Source organism: Plantactinospora sp. CA-290183 (assembly GCF_050936375.1).
GTDB lineage: Bacteria > Actinomycetota > Actinomycetes > Mycobacteriales > Micromonosporaceae > Plantactinospora.
The window spans coordinates 25522-44095 of sequence record NZ_JBNJMX010000021.1 but is presented as its reverse complement, the minus strand read 5'-3'; the positions used below and the strand labels follow the sequence as shown (position 1 = coordinate 44095).

The window sequence follows — 18574 nt, the reverse complement described above, 5'->3', positions numbered from 1 at the left end:
GTCATCTGGTTCCCAGCGAGCGGATGCGTAGGCGTCTCGCGACGTGGTACCGGCCGGTCGCTCGGGTATCAGCGTTCACGCCGGTGGTCGGCAGCGGCCTCCGCGTCCGCGCGACTCCCCCGTCCACGGGCCGCAGGTCCGGGTGGACCCAGACCGGAGGACCATGAGGTCCCGCTACCGGTAACCCTTCGCCTGCAGGTTGTAGAGGCGCGCGTATCGGCCGCCGCGCGCCATCAGCTCATCGTGGCGTCCCAGCTCTGTGACCCGACCACCGTCGAGGACAATTACGAGGTCGACGTCACGTACCGTCGAGTATCGGTGCGTGACAAGCACGGTGATCGTCCCGGACCGCTTCGCGGCCTCGTCGGCCAGGCGCATGAACTGTTCAAACAGCGTGTGCTCGGCGTCCGGGTCCATCGCCGCCGTCGGCTCGTCGAGCAGCAACAAGAGCGGGTCAGGGCGCATGCATGCCCGCGCCAGGGCAAGCCGTTGCCATTGACCGCCGGAGAGGTCCACGCCGCCGTGCGCCACGCCGAGTTGGGTCTGGTACCCGTCGGGCAGATTCTCGATGATCTTCGTGACGCCCGCTCGCTCCGCCGCCGCCACCACCACGCGACGATCGAGTTGGCGCAGGTCGCCGATGCGGATGGCGTCTTCCACGCGGACCTGGAAGCGCACCGCGTCCTGGAAGGCGGCGGTGAGCCGAGACCGCCAGGACGCGGGATCGAGCTGGTCGAGCGGCACGCCGTCAACCTCGACGCGGCCGGACCTCGGCTGGTACATGCCGGAAAGAAGCTTCACGAACGTGCTCTTGCCCGCGCCGTTGGCGCCGACCACGGCCACCGTGGCGCCGGCCGGTAGGTGGACGTCGACGTTCCGCAGCGCGAGGTGTGAGCCGTCGCCGTAGCTGAAGGACACGTCGCGCATGGTGATTCCGTGCCGCAGCGCCGAGGGCGCGGGCTGGTCACCGGGGTTCGGCCGATGCGCCCGCTCGCGGAGCGCTCCGTAGTATGTCGCCACGTTGCCGACCCGGGACATCCGGAATGCCGCGACGATAGCGGTGTTGATCTGGGCCAGGAGCTGGGTGCCCAGGAACAGCACCAGCGTCGCGTCGCCAAGGCTCGCCTGGCCGCGAACGACCTGCCGGCTCACGATCAGCAACGACGCGATCATCCCGCCGAGATACACCATCCAGCCCAGCAACTGCCAGACCGCGGCGAGCAGGTTGGCTTTCGCCTCCGTGACCCAGGCATCGCGCCACAACCCGGCCGCCCGCACCTGCAGCAACGACTGGGCATCCGAAACCAGGACCTCCTTCGCCGGCTCCGGGCGCACGACCAGTTCGTGCAGTCGCTGCTCCAGACGGACGGAGCCGATCGCGCGCTCCCGGGCCCCGCGTACCCGGCGCTGGCCGGCACTGTTCGCCAGGACTGGCGGGATGGCCAGCAGCATCAGGAGACCCAGTGCCGGATGGATGTCGACGAGCAGCCACGCGCTGAGGAGGATCCCGAAGGCGACGCTGGTCAGCTCGGAGGTGGCGCTGAGTCCGTCGGCCAGATAGATCGAGTTCTGCCGGAGGAGGGCCGATCGGTCGAGGAAGGCGGGATCGTCCAGATGTTCAACGGTGGGGACCCGAGCCGACCACGCCACGACCTGACGGTTCAGCAGGATTCCGGACCGTTCGATGAGATAGAGCCGCAGGTTGGATTCGATGCGGCCGCACGCGGCGGTCAACGTGTACGACACGGCGCCAAGGGCGACCGCTACGATCAGCCCGACGATCACGTGTTGTCCGGCCGAGTCGACCAGCCAGCGTTGACTGAGCCCGATCGCCGCCGCCGTACCGGCGAGTGCCAGCGACATGGCTGTCACTCCGGCCGCGTACCACCGGTCGGCCGTCGACATGAGCCGGAACAGGTCGGCCGTCATCTGCCACCGGCTGCCGATGGCGCCGCCCGCCGCCTTCATTTGCCACCCGCAGACCCGACGAAGCGCTCTGCCTGCAACCGGTACAGGCGGGCGTACTCGCACTGCAGCGCCATCAGTTGCTCATGGTCTCCGGCCTCGGTGATCTTGCCGTCCGACAGCAACAGGATGTTGTGCGCGTGCCGGACCGTGGACAGCCGGTGCGAGATCAGCACGACGGTCGTTCCCGGCATGGCCGCGACGATCTGCTGGTGGAACTCCGCCTCCACAGCCGGTTCAAGATGCGCGGTGGGCTCGTCGAGTATCACGATGCGCCGGCCATGCTGTACCGCGAACAACACTCTGGCCAGCGCCAGTCGCTGCCATTGCCCACCGGACAGGTCGACACCGCCCGGGACTCCGGACCACAGCGGCGTATCCAGCCCATTCGGCAGCTTCTCTACAAGCTCGGCCAGGCCCGCGCGGCTGATCGCGGTGAGTGCGCCGGAGGTGTCGTCGCGCGCCTCCGGCGCACCGGCCACCACGTTCATGTGGACCGATTCGGGATACTGCACGAAGTCCTGGAACAGCACGGCGAGGTTGCGACGCCACGCACGTGGGTCGAGATCCGCGAGGGAAGCGCCGTCCACCGTGATCTGTCCGGCGCTCGGCCGGTACAGGCCGGCCAGCAGCTTGATCAACGTGGTTTTGCCCGCTCCGTTGTGCCCCACGAGCGCGGTGACCGCGCCGGGTCGCAGGTCCAGGGTGAGCCCATCGAGCACCGGACGGGAACCACCCGGATATCGGAAGGTCACGTTCTCGAATCGGACCACGGGCGGGCGTTCGCCAGCGGCGGGTTGGGCTACGACGGGCGAGGCGATCTGGCCGTGGCGGTGTCGGCGGACGAGCTGATCGTGGGCGCGCACGGTGATCCCGCCGTACTCGATGTCGAACACCTCGCTGCCAAGAGTGCCCAGCCCGAATATCGCCCAGGCCGCGAACACGCAGGTGACCAGGGTGCTGCTCGAGATCTGCCCATACACGGCGGCATACCCCGGCACGCCGAGCGCGAGAGTCGCCGCGAGCGCCGACAGGATGATGACCGGCGTCTGCAGGCGCAGCGTTCGGAACACCATGCGCCAGGTGGGGGCGATGCCGGCGATCTCGTCGCGCTGGTACCGGCGCATGAGCCAGTAGCCGAGGTCGAACACGCGAAGTTCCTTTGCCGCCGGTGGCTCGGTCGCCAGGCTCGTCCAGTACAGCGCCCGCCGTCGGCGACCGTCACCGAGATGGTTGATCTCGGCCAGACGCATCCAGTGCCTTCGCAGGAGGACCCGGACCATCAAGATGATCGTCAATAGCGCAACGGCAAGCGGTACCGAGAACCTGGCGACTATCGCCGCCGCGGTCAAGCCACCGATCATGCGCAGGAGCAGGCCGACCTGGCCCACCGCTGCCGCGCCCGGCGACCGGAACCGTCCGTTGTGCATCCCGAGATCGCCGGCCTGCCCAGCGTCATCCTGGAACGCCGGATCCTCGATGACCCGAAGGTCACCAGACGCCATTGCCAGCGTCCGGAGACGATGCCGGAGTGCACCGTTCACGGTCTGCGTGATCACCGTCGTGAAGAAGGCTTGCAGAGCCTCCGCCGCCTGGCCGATCAGCAGTATGCCGCCCAAAATCAGCACGGCCAGCAATGCGCGGGTATCGCTTCGAGGGCCGGCCAGAGTGGCCACCACATGGCCGCTGGCGAGCGCCACACCGGCGGGGCTGAGTTCGGTGACCGTCCGCAGAAGGATCGAGGTGGCCACCGCCCACGCGGGTGCGAGTCGCAGCAACCGGAGCAGGCGCAGAGCTCGTTGCACAGCTCTGACGACGGAATCGCGCGCCGCCACGAATGAGCTTTTCAGGCGACTCACGTTAGTCGGTCGGGGTGCTCGCCGGGGATACGCCGGCGTCAGCTGTGAAAACCAGCGTCGTCAGCGAGCGCGGCGGGAGCTCCACCGTCCAGACGGGACCTGTAACCGAGGACTCGTCAGTCTTCGCCAGCGAGTGCCCGGCGTCGGTGCGGTAGGTGGTCAGGCAACCGCTCGTCGGCTTGCCCCCCAGCGCCAGCTCGAGCGAGACTTCTGACTTGCGATTGTTGATGAGCTGGACTACGCGGCTGCCGTCACGGTTGCGGTAGGCGGACATCTTCAGCAACGTGCCAGCGGTCTGGGCAGACACCCGAAACGCGCCGTCCCGGATAAAGCGGCTGTAGGCGGCCATCGCCCAAAATCGCTGTGACACGTAGAAGTCAGGGCCGTCGACCTGTATCAGCGCCGCCGTCTGATTCCCACTGGACGCGGCGTACCAGTGCAGGTACGCACTCACGTTGGCCAGCGTCAGAGCGTGGTGAATGTCGTTGGCGAGCGCCAGACCGCAACTCGGCCCGTCGTCCCACGCCTCCACCCATACCCCCGACGGCACCGAGAATTCGGACATCCACACCGGCGCCCTCGTGGGCAGCAGGCCGCGGGCCCGGGATTCGTAGCTATGCCCGGAGTGGATGTCCACCCATCGCGCGGCCTCCGGATCAGCCTCGATCGCCTCGGTATAGGCGATCGACCTCTCCCATCCGGCCGCCTCGCTGCACACCAGGTTGAGGTTCAGGCCCGAAGCCTGGATCATCGGACCGATGACCTTGATGAAGTCGACCATCTGCGCGTCGTCGAACCGCATGGTGGCCCACGCGTCCGACCAGTCGGGTTCGTTGACGAACCCGAGATCGGTGATTGGGATCCCCTCGTCGGCGTAGAACCTCACGTACTGCAGGAGGTAGTCCGCGAACGCCCGACGCCAGTCATCGGCGCAGGTGGTGCCCGGCAACCCGCACAGCTCCGCGCCCTCGTTCTCGCTCCCGCTCGTCTTCATGTAGCCAGGAGCACTCCACGCGCAGGCGAAGAACCGGGTCACCCCGTACTCCTGGGCCCGCTTGGCCAACCACACCTGACCGCCGTCGTAGCCGTCCCATTCATACCGCGGCTCGGCGTCCGGCCCACCCGGGTCTGTCGGCTGAATCGATTTCATGTGGTCGAACTCGTCGTCGGGTGAGGCGCCGATGCCCAACCGCAGGATGTTGAATCCGGCCCCGATCGTCGGATCGAACAGCAGGTCCAGCACCTTGCGCTGGTTCTCCGGAGTGAGGCCGAACTTCCCATTGATGATCGCGGCTCGCTGGAAGGCCTGCGAAAAGCCGAAGCCGTCAATATGTTGCAGGTCCCCGTCGAAGTCGACGCGGCCCGTCTCGTGCCGCGGAAGCTCCACGGCCGGCGGGGCATCGACCATGGTGACCGTGATGTCGTCCACGTAGTACGAGACGGTCGGGTGGGAACTCCCAATGAACAGCTCAAGCTCGTAGCCGTGCTCGGGCGGCGTGAACACCCCGCGCAACGTGCTCCAGGCCGCGTCCGTCACGGCAGGTTCAACGGCGATCTGTTGCCAGGCGCGCTGATCGTCGCTCTCCGTCACGAATTGCATCATCAATTCGAGCTGCGCCACGCCGCTGCCCTCGATCAACCGAACGCGCGCCTCGATCTCGTACGAGGCGCCCGCTTGCAGCATGCCGAGCAGGGAGACACCTGGGCCATACCTGGATTCGATGCGGCCGGTGGTCAGTAGGCTATATAAACCGCTGGCCGCCTGGGCGGTGCTGACCGCCGGCGTCTCATTACCTCGGCCGTACCAGCCCTGGGTCGTGCCGTCCTCGAAATCGCTGGCGAATACCACCGGTGCCTGTGTCGACAAGCCGCCGTTGCGTCCAGACACCAAGCCGACCCCCATGTCATCACCGGCGTTCACGGCACGCGCTCCGCCCGCACCGGCGACTGTGGAGCGCTCCCGCAACGTCCGGCCAGAATATGCATGTCGACCGATTTGGGCAAGACCACCAGCCGGCGGCGCCGCGCGGGCTCGCCCTCACCCACCTGCCCTCGGCCGGCACGGACATCGCGATGTATGAGTCCCGGCCTCCTGCCCCACCCGAGGAGGCGCCTCACGCCGGACAACCCGACTGACGTGCGGAGCGTCGCGGCACCGCGTGTCGGCTCGTTCGACCGGCCCGAACTGGTGGAGATCTTCTCGGAACTCGCCAACCGCTGAACCCGGCAGAGCCAGGAAGCGGTGTCCCCACTGCCGGCCAGGAGTTACGACCAGCGGGAAGGCGTCAAAAACGGTGTCGGCGATGGGCGGATCCGCAAGTCGACATACGTGTCACACGACAGCCGTCCGTCCCCGATCCTGTAGGTGAGCCGGCACAGGGCCGGACACCGACAGAGGACGGTCATGAATCCGATCGACACGCCAAAGGCCCTGGACGACGTACTGAAGGCTCCCACCCTCGACTACGCATCACTGCCGGGGCAACTGTTCCTGAATGCCGAGTTGTGCCACCTCCTTGAGGAATTGGAGTCCGTCGCGCACAGGGCGAACACCGCCGGCGGTACGGACGACGACGAGACGGAGGCCGGCACGCTGCTCGGGTTCACCTCCGCCTCCGGGGGGTTGAGCGGGCTGGACGTCAGCGTTCACCAGGGCTCCGCGTTCGACCCCAAGACGTTCACCGGTGGTGAGATCTTCGACCCGAGCACGCTGTCCCTGGGCTTTCGGTATCAGGGCACCGTGCACAGCCACCCGCGACGGGCCACCACCGATCCGATGCGGTCATTTTCGGCCATCGACATGATCACCGTGATGCTCCGCTCCTACCGGGAGCGGGTCAGCATCATGGTCAGCGGCACCGAGGTGCACCTGCTGCTCTGCGCGGACCAGGTCACGGTACGGCTGCCCGGCCGGGAGAGCAGCCGCATCGTCGTACGGAGCCTCGAGGACCTCACCAGCGGCACCCCCGGGACGCTGGAACTGGATCCTGCCGAGATCGCTCCGTTGAGCATGGGACCGCAGACGGTCGGGGCCATCACGGAATCAGCGAGCCGGCTCCGATTCGGCTACTACACCGGGACGATCGGAGGCCCGCTCACCCGGCGGAGCTGACGTCCGGCATGCGGTCCGGGCGGCAGCATCCACTCCGGCGGATGACTCCGGTTCGACAGACCGGAGTGGACTGCCCGGCCCCGTCGTGGGTCGGGCAGTCCACTCCGGTCGATAGGTCGGTCAGTGCCGGTTGCGGACGGCGAGCGTGAAGGTGCCCTCACCGACGCCGGTGAGCGTCCGGGTGTACTGCGTCAGGTACGTGTCGAGGAACGGCGACCGGTCGCCCTGGGTCGGCACGTCGAACCGGGGGTTCTGCAGCGCCAGACCCAGCCGCGCTCGAGTGACCCGGACCGTGTTGCCGCTCGGGGTGTCGCGCCAGCTCCCGCTGCCGATCGTCCCGACCTGAACCCCGAGCTGGTGACCCACCTCAAGGGTCCAGTCGGTGGACTTCAGGTCGAACGCGACCCGGCCCGCGCGTTCGATCAGCGCCACGTTCTCGTCGAACATCACCGCGGTCCCGTCCGGGGCGACGTCCCACAGCCGCACCATGACGTTGCCGGGCGCGCTGGCGTGCATCGTGATCCGCGGTGTGCCGGTGATCCGCAGCCGGGACGTGGTCGGCGTGGACCAGCTGAAATAGCTGGGCGCGTCGCCGGCCGCCGGCATCGGCGCGAGGCTTCTCGTCGCGGGCGGGGCGGGATCCGTGGCGTGCTCCATGTCCCACTTCTGGTCGGCCGGAGCGGCCGGTGCGGCCAGCGTCGAGGCGGCGCCGTCGTCAACGTACTGTCCGTCCGGCAGACTCGCCATCGTGTACGACGACGGCGTCGGCCAGGTCGGCTGCGCGCGCCACGCGCCGGTGTTGTCCTCGATGGCGAAGGCGGGGTCGTGGACCGGCGGCCTGTGGCCCTTCAGGTAGCGGTCGTAGAAGCGCATCACCTCGTCGAAGAAACCGGCGCGGCCCATCAGCAGCTGACCCTGCTCGTTGGTCTCGTTGCCCCGGACGTGCTCCCACTGCCCCAGCCAGCCCCGCTGGACGCCGTGGTGGTTGTCGAGGTACTCCTCGACGTCCTCCGGTTTGGTGTTGTTCTCGATGAAGCCCTGGGTGATGAACAGCGGGGTGCTCGTGCCCTTTGCGCTCGCCGCGAGGTTGCGGGCGCGCCAGTACGGCGAGTCGAGGTCAGGGTTGTTGTTCTTCGCGAGGTTGTCGGCGAGGCACTCGGGGTGGCTCTCCTCGTAGGTCGCGTTGGCCCTGTAGCGGTCTGTGTCGTCCGGCAGCGGCTCGATCGTGGCGATGCCGTTGTACGCGTTCGGTGTGCCGGTCACGTTGGGTCGGGGGACGCCGTTGCTGAACAGGTAGTTGTACATGTTCCACACCGGCTCCTGGGCGACGACGGCCTTCAGCGCTGGCAGGCGCAGGTTGTTGCCGACGAGGCCGGTGACGGCGTCGTACGACTTGCCGTACATGGCCACTTTGCCTGTCGACCACGGCTGGGTCGCCGCCCACTGGATTGCGGCCTTCACGTCCGCCTGCTCGCCGGGGCCCACCCAGTCGAGGCAGCCGGTGCTCCCGCCGAAGCCGCGCAGGTCGACCATGACATAGGTGTAGCCGCGGGCGAAGAGGTTGGTACCGCTGGTGAAGTCCTCGAACCGGTTGGACGGGCCGGTCCGGGTCCACCCCTCCGGCCCCGTCTGGCCCGCGTGACCGAAGTAGGGGCCGACGGCGAGGATCACCGGCGTCCTTGCGCGGGGCGGCAGGTTCACTGGCCGGAGGACGTCGGCGTGGAGTTCGACGCCGCTGTGGTCGGCGGACGGGAAGTATGCCTCCGTCCACACCGCGCCCTCCGGGACGCGGGGGTTGTCCTCGTGGGTGATGCCCTCTTGGGCCGGCGCGGGCGCCCGCAACGGGGTGGCGGCGGTCGCCGTGCCACTTACCGCGAGAGTCGCAATCGTGATCAGCGCGCCGGCCGCGGCGGCTGTCGTCCGCCTGCGTATGTTCATCTGACCTCCCCGAGCGATAGGGCAGTGTCCCTGCGAACGTTGACGCTAGCGTGTCAGCATCCGGCTCGGCCGCTCGCGAGGATGCCTTTTCGCAGCACGACGTCCGAGACGGCGTCCGTTGTCGGAGTGCCTCACCCCAGTCATCGCGTGGCCCTGTGTGACGTCGGGTCAGCTCGGCCAGGGCGAGTTGAGGACGCGCCGGCTCCGGATCCGGTCCCACGCCGAGCTTGTGAGCGTGAATCAGGCCGAAGAGGAGGACCCTGCGTCGGCAGGGCTGTGTCACATCAGGGGGCGGCACGTCGTCCCTGAGGCATGAGATTGCGACACGACCGATGAACATCCTGGTCACGGGTGCGACGGGACGACTCGGCCGGGCGTTGACGCCCGCTCTGGTCCAGGCCGGCCATCCGGTACGGGCGACGAGCCGCACCGCGCGGCGGGGCGGCGGCGTCGACTGGGTCCGCGCCGACCTGACCAGCGGCGAGGGTGTCGACGCGGCGGTCGACGGAATGGACGCGGTGATCCACCTGGCTGCGGCGCCGTACCGGCGCGGGTACACCCGTCTGGTCGAGGTGGACGGCACCCGGCGGCTGGTCGAGTCCGCGACCCGGGCCCGGGTCACGCACCTGGTGTACCTCTCGATCGTCGGCGTCGACCGGGTGCCGTGGGGGTACTACCGGACGAAGGTCGAGGCGGAAGCGATCGTGACGGCCGGCGCGGTGCCCTGGACCGTGCTCCGGGTCACCCAGTTCCACGACCTGCTCGACGAGATCATGACGAAGCTGGCCCGACTGCCCGTACTCGTGACCGACCCGGGGATCCCTGCCCAGCCGGTCGACGTACGCGACGTCGCCAGGTATCTGGTGGGGCGGCTGGCCGGGCCGCCGGCCCGCGCCGTGGAGGAGTTCGGCGGGCCGGAGGTGCTGGATCCGCGGGAGGCCGCCCGCGACTGGTTGGCCGCCCGCGGGGTGCGGCGACCGCTGCTTCCGCTGGCGGTGCCGGGGCGGCTCGGCCGGGCCTTCCGCTCCGGAGCACTCACCACGGGCACGCCGGGCCGGGGGCGGATCACCTGGCGGCAGTATCTCGGCGGCTGAGCCCTGCGGCGTCTGTCCGCAGAAGTTCCCACCACCAGTTCATCCAGACGGCCCGCCCAGCTCGTCCTGGTCACCTGCCGGAGCGCGCGTACTCGACGGCGCAACACTCCCCCGGCTTTGTCGCGGCGAGCTGGTCGCGGTGCCGGCGCTCGTTGCGGTTTCCCTTGACCCGGGTGGGCTTCCATGCGGACGTGAAGCCGATCTGAAACCGTCCCCTGGCAGGTTGTCCAGCAGATCATCGCGAAGTACCGGTCGCGTCAGGGGGCGTGCGACTTCGCTTTCATCGCTGCTCGAGGGCTCGGTCCTCGGGGCAACCAGTCAACCAGGTACAACAGACGGAGGTCACATGTACGTCCGACGAGTCAGAGCCGGCCTCACACTGGTTCTGACGCTGTTTACAACGATCTTTCTGATGTCATCCGCCGCCATCGCGGGACCGAAGGCGGCCCCATCAGACTCACAACAACCACTCACGGCCAACAGCACGGAAGGGCAGCCGGGCATAATGGCCGACGGCTGTAGCAACTATGTTTGCATCGAGGCCGGGCCAAACAGTTCGACAACCGGCATGGTTCGGGCGAACTTCAGGTCGGTGGGTTGTCTACCAGATTCACACTTCCACTTCTGGGGGCCGGGGTTCAACTTCAACACACCTGAACAGACGAACTGCGTCCTGAAACCGACCCCTTGGTACGGGCCGTACCCGCGGGGAACCTATTGCGTTGAAGGCTGGTTCAGGGACGTTCTTGGCGTGTGGCACACCATGGGATTGCCATGCGTCACCATTTGAACGAGTAGGACGAAAGTAGCTCAGGCGCGGAAGCCTTCGGCGCCCTTACGAGCACTGACGGGCCTCGGGGCCTGCCCAACGCCTCGGCGGGGGTTGGTCCAGGAGCACCGGGGCGACGGCGGAACCTGGCCGCCTACACACCCTCGCCGGCTATCCGACAAACGGATAGCTGGCGATTGGTGAGTCCGCGAGACCTCGGCGGATTTCAGCCGCGGAGTCACATCGTTTCCTGGGTGAGTCAGTACCAGTCGTGGTCGAAGCTCTGGACGCGGCCCCCGTACCCCGGGCATTCCGCCTTTGCGTATCCTGGCCACCGGCGCCCGAGGCCGGCTTCCGGGACGACCACGGCCGTCCCGCACCCTGGCCCGATGACACCGACCAATGGAGACCCACCACCAGCACATGAAGCGTTCGGGTGACCGCCGCCGCGGGGTCGCACGGATGGGGTGAATGCGGCGGCCGGGTCGGTCTCCAGGGCGCAGGACGGATCGTGTCGACCGGTACTCCTTCTCCGACCGGAAGGGCGGCAAGACGGCGGGTTGATCATTGGCAGGGGTCGATGTATTGTGGGAACGCTCCCAGATTGCGTCCTCCACACCACCTGCTCGAGGAGCTGAAACATGTCGCGACGGCGTTCTCGCCCGGCCACCATGCTGGCCGGGCTGCTCGTTCTGGCCCTGTCTGCGGTCCTGTCGCCACCGGCATCGGTGGCCGGCACCGCCGCGGCCGACACATCCCACACCCGCGCGGTGCCACTCGCTGAGCTGACCGTGGTATCCGAACAGGTGGCTTCCGGTCTGCGGCGTCCGATCGCGATCACCGGGCTGCCGGACGGTCGGATGCTGATCGGGGAGAAGAACGGCACCGTCCGCGCCTACCACCCCGACACCGGCTTGGCGGCCGAGCCGGTGCTCGACCTGACCGCCCGGATCGACACGTCGGACAACGAGCGCGGCCTTCTCGGCATCACGCCTGCGCCGAACTTCGCGCGGACCGGGATCCTCTACGTGGCCTACACGAGCCTGCCGGCCGGCGCGCTGACCCTGGCGCGAGTGCCCATCGGCGCCCCTGAACGGGTGCAGGTGCTGCTCACCCAGGAGCACGCCGAGTACGGCAACCACAACGGCGGACAGGTGGCGTTCGGCCGCGACGGCTACCTCTACTGGTCCCTCGGGGACGGCGGCCACGCGAACGACCCGTTCAAGGCCGGTCAGAGCCTCGGCACCCTGCTCGGCAAGATCGTGCGGATCGACGTCAACCGCACCTGCGGGGCGAAGCCCTACTGCGTGCCCTCCGACAACCCGTTCATCCGGGTGCCGGGCGCGCGGCCGGAGACCTGGGTCTACGGGCTGCGCAACCCGTGGCGGTTCTCCGTCGACCCGGTCGACGGCTCGCTGTGGATCGGCGACGTCGGCCAGGGCCTGGTCGAGGAGATCAACCACATCCGCCCGTGGCAGGGTGGGGCGAACCTCGGCTGGTCCTGCCGGGAGGGCACCCCGGTGTTCGACCCGGAGCAGTGCCGGCCGGGCGTGCGGTACACCGACCCGGTCTTCGAGTACGAACACTTCCTTACGGAGAACTGCTCGGTGACCGGCGGCGTGGTGTACCGAGGCTCCGCCACCCCGGAGGCATGGGGGACCTACGTCGCGAGCGATTACTGCTCGACCCTCGCGTTCGCCGTGCGTCCCAAGCCCGAGGGCGGCTACGAGTCCGCCACGATCGGCAACTTCCCCACCCAGCCGACCGCGATCGACGCCGACGTGCACGGCGAACTGTACGTGCTCAGTGACCTCCCGGGATGGCTGAGCCGGGTAAGGTTCGAGCGGATCCAGCCAGCCTCTGGCGGCGGGGCCGCGAACCGCTGAACCCCGGGGCAATCCCCTCCGCATCCGCAAGACCCCTGGGGGACGGCCGCGTCCGGGCGGCCGTCCCCGGCTCACTCCGATGCAGGCCCCGGGTGCGTTTCTTCTTGAACGACCCGCGTGATGCGTTGACAGGTTGTCGGTGGGGCAGGCGTGTCAACGATTCCGCTTTTTTTCGCGACGCGCCCAGCACGCCATTCACGGCCTCGGATGCCACGGTCGAGGCCGCTGGACCCGACACGGCCTCCGGGCAATCGATGAATGAGTGTCCTCCGTCACCACGGGCAATTTCGTTTGGGTCCTAACAGTGCGGGCACTAACCTCGGCTCGTGGACGTCAACGAACGCCGGGGCGAGTGGACCGAGCTGCGGACCGCCCCCCTGGGTCGGCTGGTCACGGTGGCCGGTCATGTCACCGGGCAGTTCTGGGCCCGGCACCTCGCCGCCCATCACGGGCTCACCCCCGCCGGCATGACCGTGCTCTTCGTACTGCTCCGGCGCGGGGAGTCGACCCACCGGGAAATGGCCGAGCGCTGCTTCGTACGGCCCGCTACCCTCACCGGCGTCGTCGACACCCTGGAGCGCGACGGCCTCGTCGAACGTCGGCGGGATCCGACCGACCGGCGGACGGTCCGGCTCGGACTCACCGCCAAGGGCGAAGAGCAGGCCCGCACGCTCGTCGACCTCATCGATCGCAATCCGCCGCTCACCTCGGTCGACGCCGACCCGGCGAAGGCGGCGGTGGTCCGTGCGTTTCTGCTCGAACTCATTCAGAGAATGTCCAACGGGGAGGACGGCAGGTTGACCGAGCAACGCCAGCAACCACAGCAGGACGGCGAGCACGAGGACCCGGAGGCCACCGCGTGCTGACCCGAATGCTCCGTGACCATCTGCGCCCCTACACCCGGCCGCTCGCCGGGGTGGTGCTCCTGCAACTCGTCGGCACCCTGGCCTCGCTGTACCTGCCGAGCCTCAACGCCGACATCATCGACAACGGCATCGCTCGCGGCGACACGGGCTACATCATGCGTACCGGCGGGTGGATGCTCCTGGTCAGCGCACTACAGATCGTCTGCTCGATCGTCGCGGTCTACCTCGGTGCCCGCACCGCGATGGGCTTCGGGCGGGATGTTCGCAAGGCCCTCTTCCAGCGCGTCGCGCAGTTCTCCGCGCGTGAGGTGACCCACTTCGGCGCACCGTCACTGATCACCCGCAACACCAACGACGTGCAACAGGTGCAGATGCTCGTGCTGATGACCTGCACCATGCTGGTTGCGGCGCCCATCATGTGCGTGGGCGGTGTGATCATGGCGCTCCGCGAGGACATCGGCCTCTCCTGGCTGATGCTGGTCAGCGTGCCGGTGCTGGTGCTGGCGCTCGGCGCGATCATCCGTCGGATGGTTCCCCAGTTCCGGCTGATGCAGACGCGCATCGACACCGTCAACCGGGTACTGCGCGAGCAGATCACCGGCATCCGGGTGGTCCGGGCGTTCGTCCGCGAACCGTACGAGATCAAGCGGTTCGGAGTGGCCAACGCGGACCTGACGGCGACCGCGCTGCGCACCGGCCGACTGCTCGCGCTGGTCTTTCCGGTGGTGATGCTGGTGCTGAACCTCTCCAGCGTCGCCGTGCTGTGGTTCGGCGCGTCCCGGATCGAGGCCGGCCAGATCCAGATCGGTGCGCTGACCGCGTTCCTGAGCTACCTGATGCAGATCCTGATGGCGGTCATGATGGCCACGTTCATGCTGATGATGGTGCCGCGGGCGGCGGTCTGCGCCGAGCGGATCGTCGAGGTGCTGGACACCGAGTCGTCCGTCGTCCCGCCCCGGCAGCCGGTCACCGAGGTCAGCACGCGGGGCGAGTTGGAGCTGCGCGACGTGCGGTTCCAGTACCCGGGCGCGGCCGCACCGGTGCTGCGGGACATCTCCCTGAGCGCCCGGGCCGGCCGTACCACGGCGATCATCGGCAGCACCGGTGCCGGCAAGACCACCCTGCTCTCCCTGGTGCCCCGGTTGTTCGACGCGACCGCCGGGACGGTGCTGGTCGACGGCGTCGATGTCCGCGACCTCGACCCGGAACTGCTCTGGAAACGGATCGGCCTGGTACCGCAGCGGCCGTACCTGTTCACCGGAACGGTGGCGAGCAACCTGCGCTACGGCAACCCGGACGCCACCGACGAGGAGCTGTGGACCGCGCTGGAGATCGCCCAGGGCCGTGACTTCGTCGCGGAGATGCCGGGCGGGCTGGAGGCACCGATCGCCCAGGGCGGCACGAACGTCTCCGGCGGCCAGCGGCAGCGGCTCGCCATCGCCCGCGCACTCGTGCGGCGGCCGGAGATCTACCTCTTCGACGACTCCTTCTCGGCACTCGACCTCGGTACCGACGCGCGGCTCCGCGCGGCGCTGCGGCCGGTGACCGCGGATGCGGCGGTGGTCATCGTGGCCCAGCGGGTCGGCACCATCGTCGACGCGGACGAGATCATCGTGCTGGAGGACGGCGCGATCGTCGGACGGGGGCGGCACGCCGAACTGCTGAAGACCAGCCCGACGTACGCCGAGATCGTGGCCTCCCAGGCGAGCGCGGCGGCGATGGCATGAGCGACGGACAGACACAGGAACGAACCCGGGGTGCGGACGTGAGCCAGCAGACGAAGGACGCGGCGCCGGCGCGACTGCCCGCCGCCCGCAACGCCGGCCGGGGCGGCCCGGGGTGGATGAGCGCGGGCATGCCCGCGGAGAAGTCGATGAACTTCGTGCCCTCGGCCCGACGACTGCTCAACCGGCTCCGCCCGCAACGCCTGCACCTGCTGGGCGTCATCGCGCTCGCGGTGGTCAGCGTGACGTTCAGCGTGATCGGTCCGACGGTCCTCGGACACGCCACCGACGTCATCTTCAACGGCGTGGTCGGCCGGCAGCTGCCCGCCGGGGCGACCAAGGAACAGGCCGTCGAGGCGGCCCGGGCCGCCGGCAACAACGGCTTCGCCGACATGCTGGCCCGGATGGACGTGGTACCCGGCGCGGGAATCGACTTCACCCGGCTGCGGGACGTGCTGCTGCTGGCGTTGGCCCTCTTCCTGGCGGCCAGCCTGCTCTCCTGGTGGCAGGGCTACCTGCTCAACGACGTGGTGCAGCGCACCGTGCTGCGGCTGCGGGCCGACGTCGAGGACAAGCTCAACCGGCTGCCGCTGCCCTACTTCGACCGGCAGCCGCGCGGCGAGTTGCTGAGCCGGGTCACCAACGACATCGACAACATCTCCACGAGCCTGCAACAGACCCTGAGCCAACTGCTCAGCTCGCTGCTCACCGTGGTCGGCGTACTGGTGATGATGTTCGTGATCTCGCCGCTGCTGGCGCTGATCGCGCTGGTCGCGATCCCGCTCTCGGTCGCGGTCACCAAGCAGGTCGCGAAGCGGTCGCAGAAGCAGTTCATCGCTCAGTGGACGCACACCGGCGCGCTGAACGGGCAGATCGAGGAGGCGTTCAGCGGACACGAGCTGGTCAAGGTCTTCGGCCGGCAGCGCGAGGTGGAGGCCGCCTTCACCGCCAAGAACGAGGAGCTGTTCGAGGCGAGCTTCAAGGCCCAGTTCGTCTCGGGCATCATCATGCCGGCGATGATGTTCATCGGAAACCTGAGCTACGTGGCGATCGCGGTGATCGGCGGGTTGCGGGTCGCGTCCGGCGCGATGACCCTCGGCGACGTGCAGGCGTTCATCCAGTACTCGCGCCAGTTCACCCAGCCGCTGACCCAGGTGGCGTCGATGGCGAACCTGCTCCAGTCCGGGGTGGCCTCGGCGGAACGGGTCTTCGCCGTGCTCGACGCACCGGAGCAGACCCCCGACCCGGTGACGCCGGTACCGCTGCGCAACCCGCACGGCCGGGTCGAGTTCGAGCACGTCTCGTTCCGGTACGAGCCGGACCAGCCGCTGATCGAGGATCTGTCGCTGGTGGCCGAGCCGGGGCACACGGTGGCGATCGTCGGCCCGACCGGAGCGGGGAAGACCACCCTGGTCAACCTGGTGCTGCGCTTCTACGAGCTGGACGCCGGCCGGATCACCCTGGACGGCGTGGACATCACCGAGCTGCGCCGGGACGCGCTACGCGGTGAGATTGGCATGGTGCTCCAGGACACCTGGCTCTTCGGCGGGACGATCCGCGACAACATCGCGTACGGCAACCCGGACGCCACCGAGGAGCAGATCCACGCGGCGGCGCAGGCCACCTTCGTCGACCGGTTCGTGCGGAGCCTGCCCGATGGGTACGACACCGTCATCGACGAGGAGGGCAGCAACATCAGCGCGGGCGAGAAGCAGCTGATAACGATCGCCCGGGCCTTCCTCGCCGACCCGTCGCTGCTGATCCTGGACGAGGCGACCAGCTCGGTGGACACCCGCACCGAGGTGCTGTTGCAGCGGGCGATGGCGGCGCTGCGTTCGGACCGGACCAGCTTCGTGATCGCCCATCGGCTGTCGACCATCCGGGATGCCGACCTCATCCTGGTGATGGAGAGCGGCCGGATCGTCGAGCAAGGCACCCACGCCCAGTTGCTCGCCGCCGAGGGCGCATACCACCGGCTCTACCACGCCCAGTTCTCGGAGCCCGTCGCCGAGCAGGTCTGAAGGGAGTCTCCCCGACCGATCACCGCGACCACCGACGCCCAGTGGCGCTCGGCGCTCGGCGCCACCCTCGGCACGGCGTTCGCGGTCAGCCGTGCGGCGCTGCCGCTGCTGGCTGCGGCAGCCCGGCGCGACCACCCTCGGCTGTACGGCCCCGCGACGTGGCGGTGAGCTCGGTCAACGCCACCCTCGCGGGCCAGATGGCTGGCCCCCGGCCGGGCGACGTCGGGCTGATACCGCACCCGACGCCGGCACCGCTCCTCGGCCACCTCGGCCCTGCCACAGACACGACGAGTGGGAAACGTGGTGGGCACCGCCCCCGACGACTGGACGCCGTGCCCAGTCCCGGGCTGGTCAGTCGCCGCCGTCGCTGGTGACCTTGACGGCGGCTCCGAGGGTCGGTGCCGCCGTCCTGGCGAGTTCGCCGGCACGGTCCAGATCCGCGCTGTCCGCCACGACGATGCTCACCACCGATCCTGTCGCACGATCACGTCGCAGAGTCGCGCCGACGACGCGGTACCGAGCGACCACCGCGTCGTACGCGGCGATCGCCTCGGCGGGGAAACCGTCGTTGAAGTCGGTCTCGACGCGGAGCGAGGGCCGCACGCCGCGCTCGGTGCTGACCTCCAGCGAGGTCACTCTCGAGAGTGGCTGGTGCTGGTCGCCGTCTGCCATCATGTCCTTGAACACCGCCATCGCGGCAGGCTGGTTGACCGCGGTGACCTTGATCTCCCAGCGGTCGGTCTTCTCTTTCCAGGGCGCGTCCTTGATGTCGCCGTTCACTACCCGGTGGTCGTCCGTGAGAGAGTGCCACAGCGCCAGTGCCTTGCCGGCGCGGGTCCTGTCCGCGACAACGGTGAAGGTGATGCCGTCCGCCGTGATCCGGCCGGTGGTGTTGTCGTGACCGGCGACGTACTCCCCCAGCTTGTTCGCCAGCTCGGTCACGCGGTCGGCCGAGGTGCCGTCCTTGAGGATCAGCACGCCGCTCGCCGTTCCGAGGAAGGGCAGCGTGTTGTTGCGAGTGGTGTCGATTTTGACGACGTCCGGGGTGCCGGCCCAGTCTTCCTCGAAATCCGCGGCGAGTGCCGAGCCCTTGTCGATGGCGCAGCCCGTCAACGAGGTCAGGCCCAGTACGAACGCGATGATCGGTATCGACCACCGCAGGCCGTTTCTTCCCAACGTCGTCTCCTTCAAGGGGGTAACCGGCCCGGGCAGATCAGGCCCAGACCCGGGCTGTAGGGGTCGCGACCATCCGAAGCCTGCGGCGCTGTTCGTCGACGGTAGGCAGGTTAACCTCCTTGATCAATGCGAGGGCGCACCGGGGCCTCGCGGTGTGCTGCCGA

At 68.6% G+C, this 18574-nt stretch carries 12 protein-coding genes; 7 read left to right on the top strand and 5 right to left on the bottom strand.

Annotation, left to right across the window (positions count from 1 at the left end):
- Nucleotides 1-174: 174 nt before the first annotated feature.
- The 3 genes from ACQEUR_RS21480 to ACQEUR_RS21470 all read right to left on the bottom strand — a co-directional run bounded on the left by ACQEUR_RS21480 (nt 175) and on the right by ACQEUR_RS21470 (nt 5745).
- On the bottom strand, nt 175-1968 hold the full coding sequence (locus ACQEUR_RS21480) for an ABC transporter ATP-binding protein (RefSeq protein WP_433034106.1): 1794 nt from the start codon (nt 1966-1968) through the stop codon (nt 175-177).
- The gene (locus ACQEUR_RS21475; RefSeq protein ID WP_433034103.1) at nt 1965-3716 is read right to left on the bottom strand and encodes an ABC transporter ATP-binding protein; all 1752 of its coding nucleotides are present in this window, start codon (nt 3714-3716) and stop codon (nt 1965-1967) included. Before ACQEUR_RS21475 ends, ACQEUR_RS21480 begins: the two co-directional genes overlap by 4 nt.
- A gap of 109 nt (nt 3717-3825) precedes the next feature.
- The gene (locus tag ACQEUR_RS21470; RefSeq protein ID WP_433034101.1) at nt 3826-5745 is read right to left on the bottom strand and encodes a carbohydrate binding domain-containing protein; all 1920 of its coding nucleotides are present in this window, start codon (nt 5743-5745) and stop codon (nt 3826-3828) included.
- A gap of 156 nt (nt 5746-5901) precedes the next feature.
- Here ACQEUR_RS21470 and ACQEUR_RS21465 point away from each other — a divergent pair, with 156 nt between their 5' ends.
- Nucleotides 5902-6045 carry a hypothetical protein gene (locus ACQEUR_RS21465; RefSeq protein ID WP_433034098.1) on the top strand — a complete coding sequence of 48 codons (144 nt, stop codon included), beginning with the start codon at nt 5902-5904 and terminating at the stop codon, nt 6043-6045.
- A gap of 183 nt (nt 6046-6228) precedes the next feature.
- Entirely contained in the window at nt 6229-6936 is a 708-nt protein-coding gene (locus tag ACQEUR_RS21460) for a hypothetical protein (protein ID WP_433034095.1), read from the top strand.
- 120 nt (nt 6937-7056) lie between these two features.
- Here the strand turns inward: ACQEUR_RS21460 and ACQEUR_RS21455 are convergent, their stop codons facing one another.
- Entirely contained in the window at nt 7057-8874 is a 1818-nt protein-coding gene (locus ACQEUR_RS21455) for a CocE/NonD family hydrolase (protein ID WP_433034092.1), read from the bottom strand.
- A 332-nt stretch (nt 8875-9206) separates the two neighbouring features.
- Here ACQEUR_RS21455 and ACQEUR_RS21450 point away from each other — a divergent pair, with 332 nt between their 5' ends.
- From ACQEUR_RS21450 to ACQEUR_RS21430, 5 genes are all read left to right on the top strand, one after another.
- The gene (locus tag ACQEUR_RS21450; protein WP_433034089.1) at nt 9207-9968 is read left to right on the top strand and encodes an SDR family oxidoreductase; all 762 of its coding nucleotides are present in this window, start codon (nt 9207-9209) and stop codon (nt 9966-9968) included.
- A gap of 1410 nt (nt 9969-11378) precedes the next feature.
- Nucleotides 11379-12623, top strand: coding sequence for a PQQ-dependent sugar dehydrogenase (locus ACQEUR_RS21445; RefSeq protein WP_433034086.1), 1245 nt, complete (start codon nt 11379-11381; stop codon nt 12621-12623).
- A gap of 326 nt (nt 12624-12949) precedes the next feature.
- A complete protein-coding gene (locus ACQEUR_RS21440; RefSeq protein WP_433034083.1) occupies nt 12950-13489 on the top strand; it encodes a MarR family winged helix-turn-helix transcriptional regulator in 540 nt (179 codons plus the stop codon).
- A gap of 5 nt (nt 13490-13494) precedes the next feature.
- Nucleotides 13495-15216 (top strand): ABC transporter ATP-binding protein, encoded by a 1722-nt coding sequence (locus tag ACQEUR_RS21435; RefSeq protein ID WP_433034159.1) that lies wholly within the window; start codon nt 13495-13497, stop codon nt 15214-15216.
- Nucleotides 15217-15332: 116 nt separating this feature from the next.
- Nucleotides 15333-17234 carry an ABC transporter ATP-binding protein gene (locus ACQEUR_RS21430; RefSeq protein ID WP_433034155.1) on the top strand — a complete coding sequence of 634 codons (1902 nt, stop codon included), beginning with the start codon at nt 15333-15335 and terminating at the stop codon, nt 17232-17234.
- Between the two features lie 351 nt (nt 17235-17585).
- Here the strand turns inward: ACQEUR_RS21430 and ACQEUR_RS21425 are convergent, their stop codons facing one another.
- Nucleotides 17586-18425 (bottom strand): hypothetical protein, encoded by an 840-nt coding sequence (locus tag ACQEUR_RS21425; RefSeq protein ID WP_433034080.1) that lies wholly within the window; start codon nt 18423-18425, stop codon nt 17586-17588.
- Nucleotides 18426-18574 lie beyond the last annotated feature (149 nt).

Coding starts and splice junctions, on each gene's coding strand:
- ACQEUR_RS21480 (WP_433034106.1), bottom strand. CDS start 1,968: ATGAAGGCGGCGGGCGGCGCCATCGGCAGCCGGTGGCAGATGACGGCC.
- ACQEUR_RS21465 (WP_433034098.1), top strand. CDS start 5,902: ATGAGTCCCGGCCTCCTGCCCCACCCGAGGAGGCGCCTCACGCCGGAC.
- ACQEUR_RS21460 (WP_433034095.1), top strand. CDS start 6,229: ATGAATCCGATCGACACGCCAAAGGCCCTGGACGACGTACTGAAGGCT.
- ACQEUR_RS21455 (WP_433034092.1), bottom strand. CDS start 8,874: ATGAACATACGCAGGCGGACGACAGCCGCCGCGGCCGGCGCGCTGATC.
- ACQEUR_RS21450 (WP_433034089.1), top strand. CDS start 9,207: ATGAACATCCTGGTCACGGGTGCGACGGGACGACTCGGCCGGGCGTTG.
- ACQEUR_RS21445 (WP_433034086.1), top strand. CDS start 11,379: ATGTCGCGACGGCGTTCTCGCCCGGCCACCATGCTGGCCGGGCTGCTC.
- ACQEUR_RS21435 (WP_433034159.1), top strand. CDS start 13,495: ATGCTCCGTGACCATCTGCGCCCCTACACCCGGCCGCTCGCCGGGGTG.
- ACQEUR_RS21430 (WP_433034155.1), top strand. CDS start 15,333: ATGAGCGCGGGCATGCCCGCGGAGAAGTCGATGAACTTCGTGCCCTCG.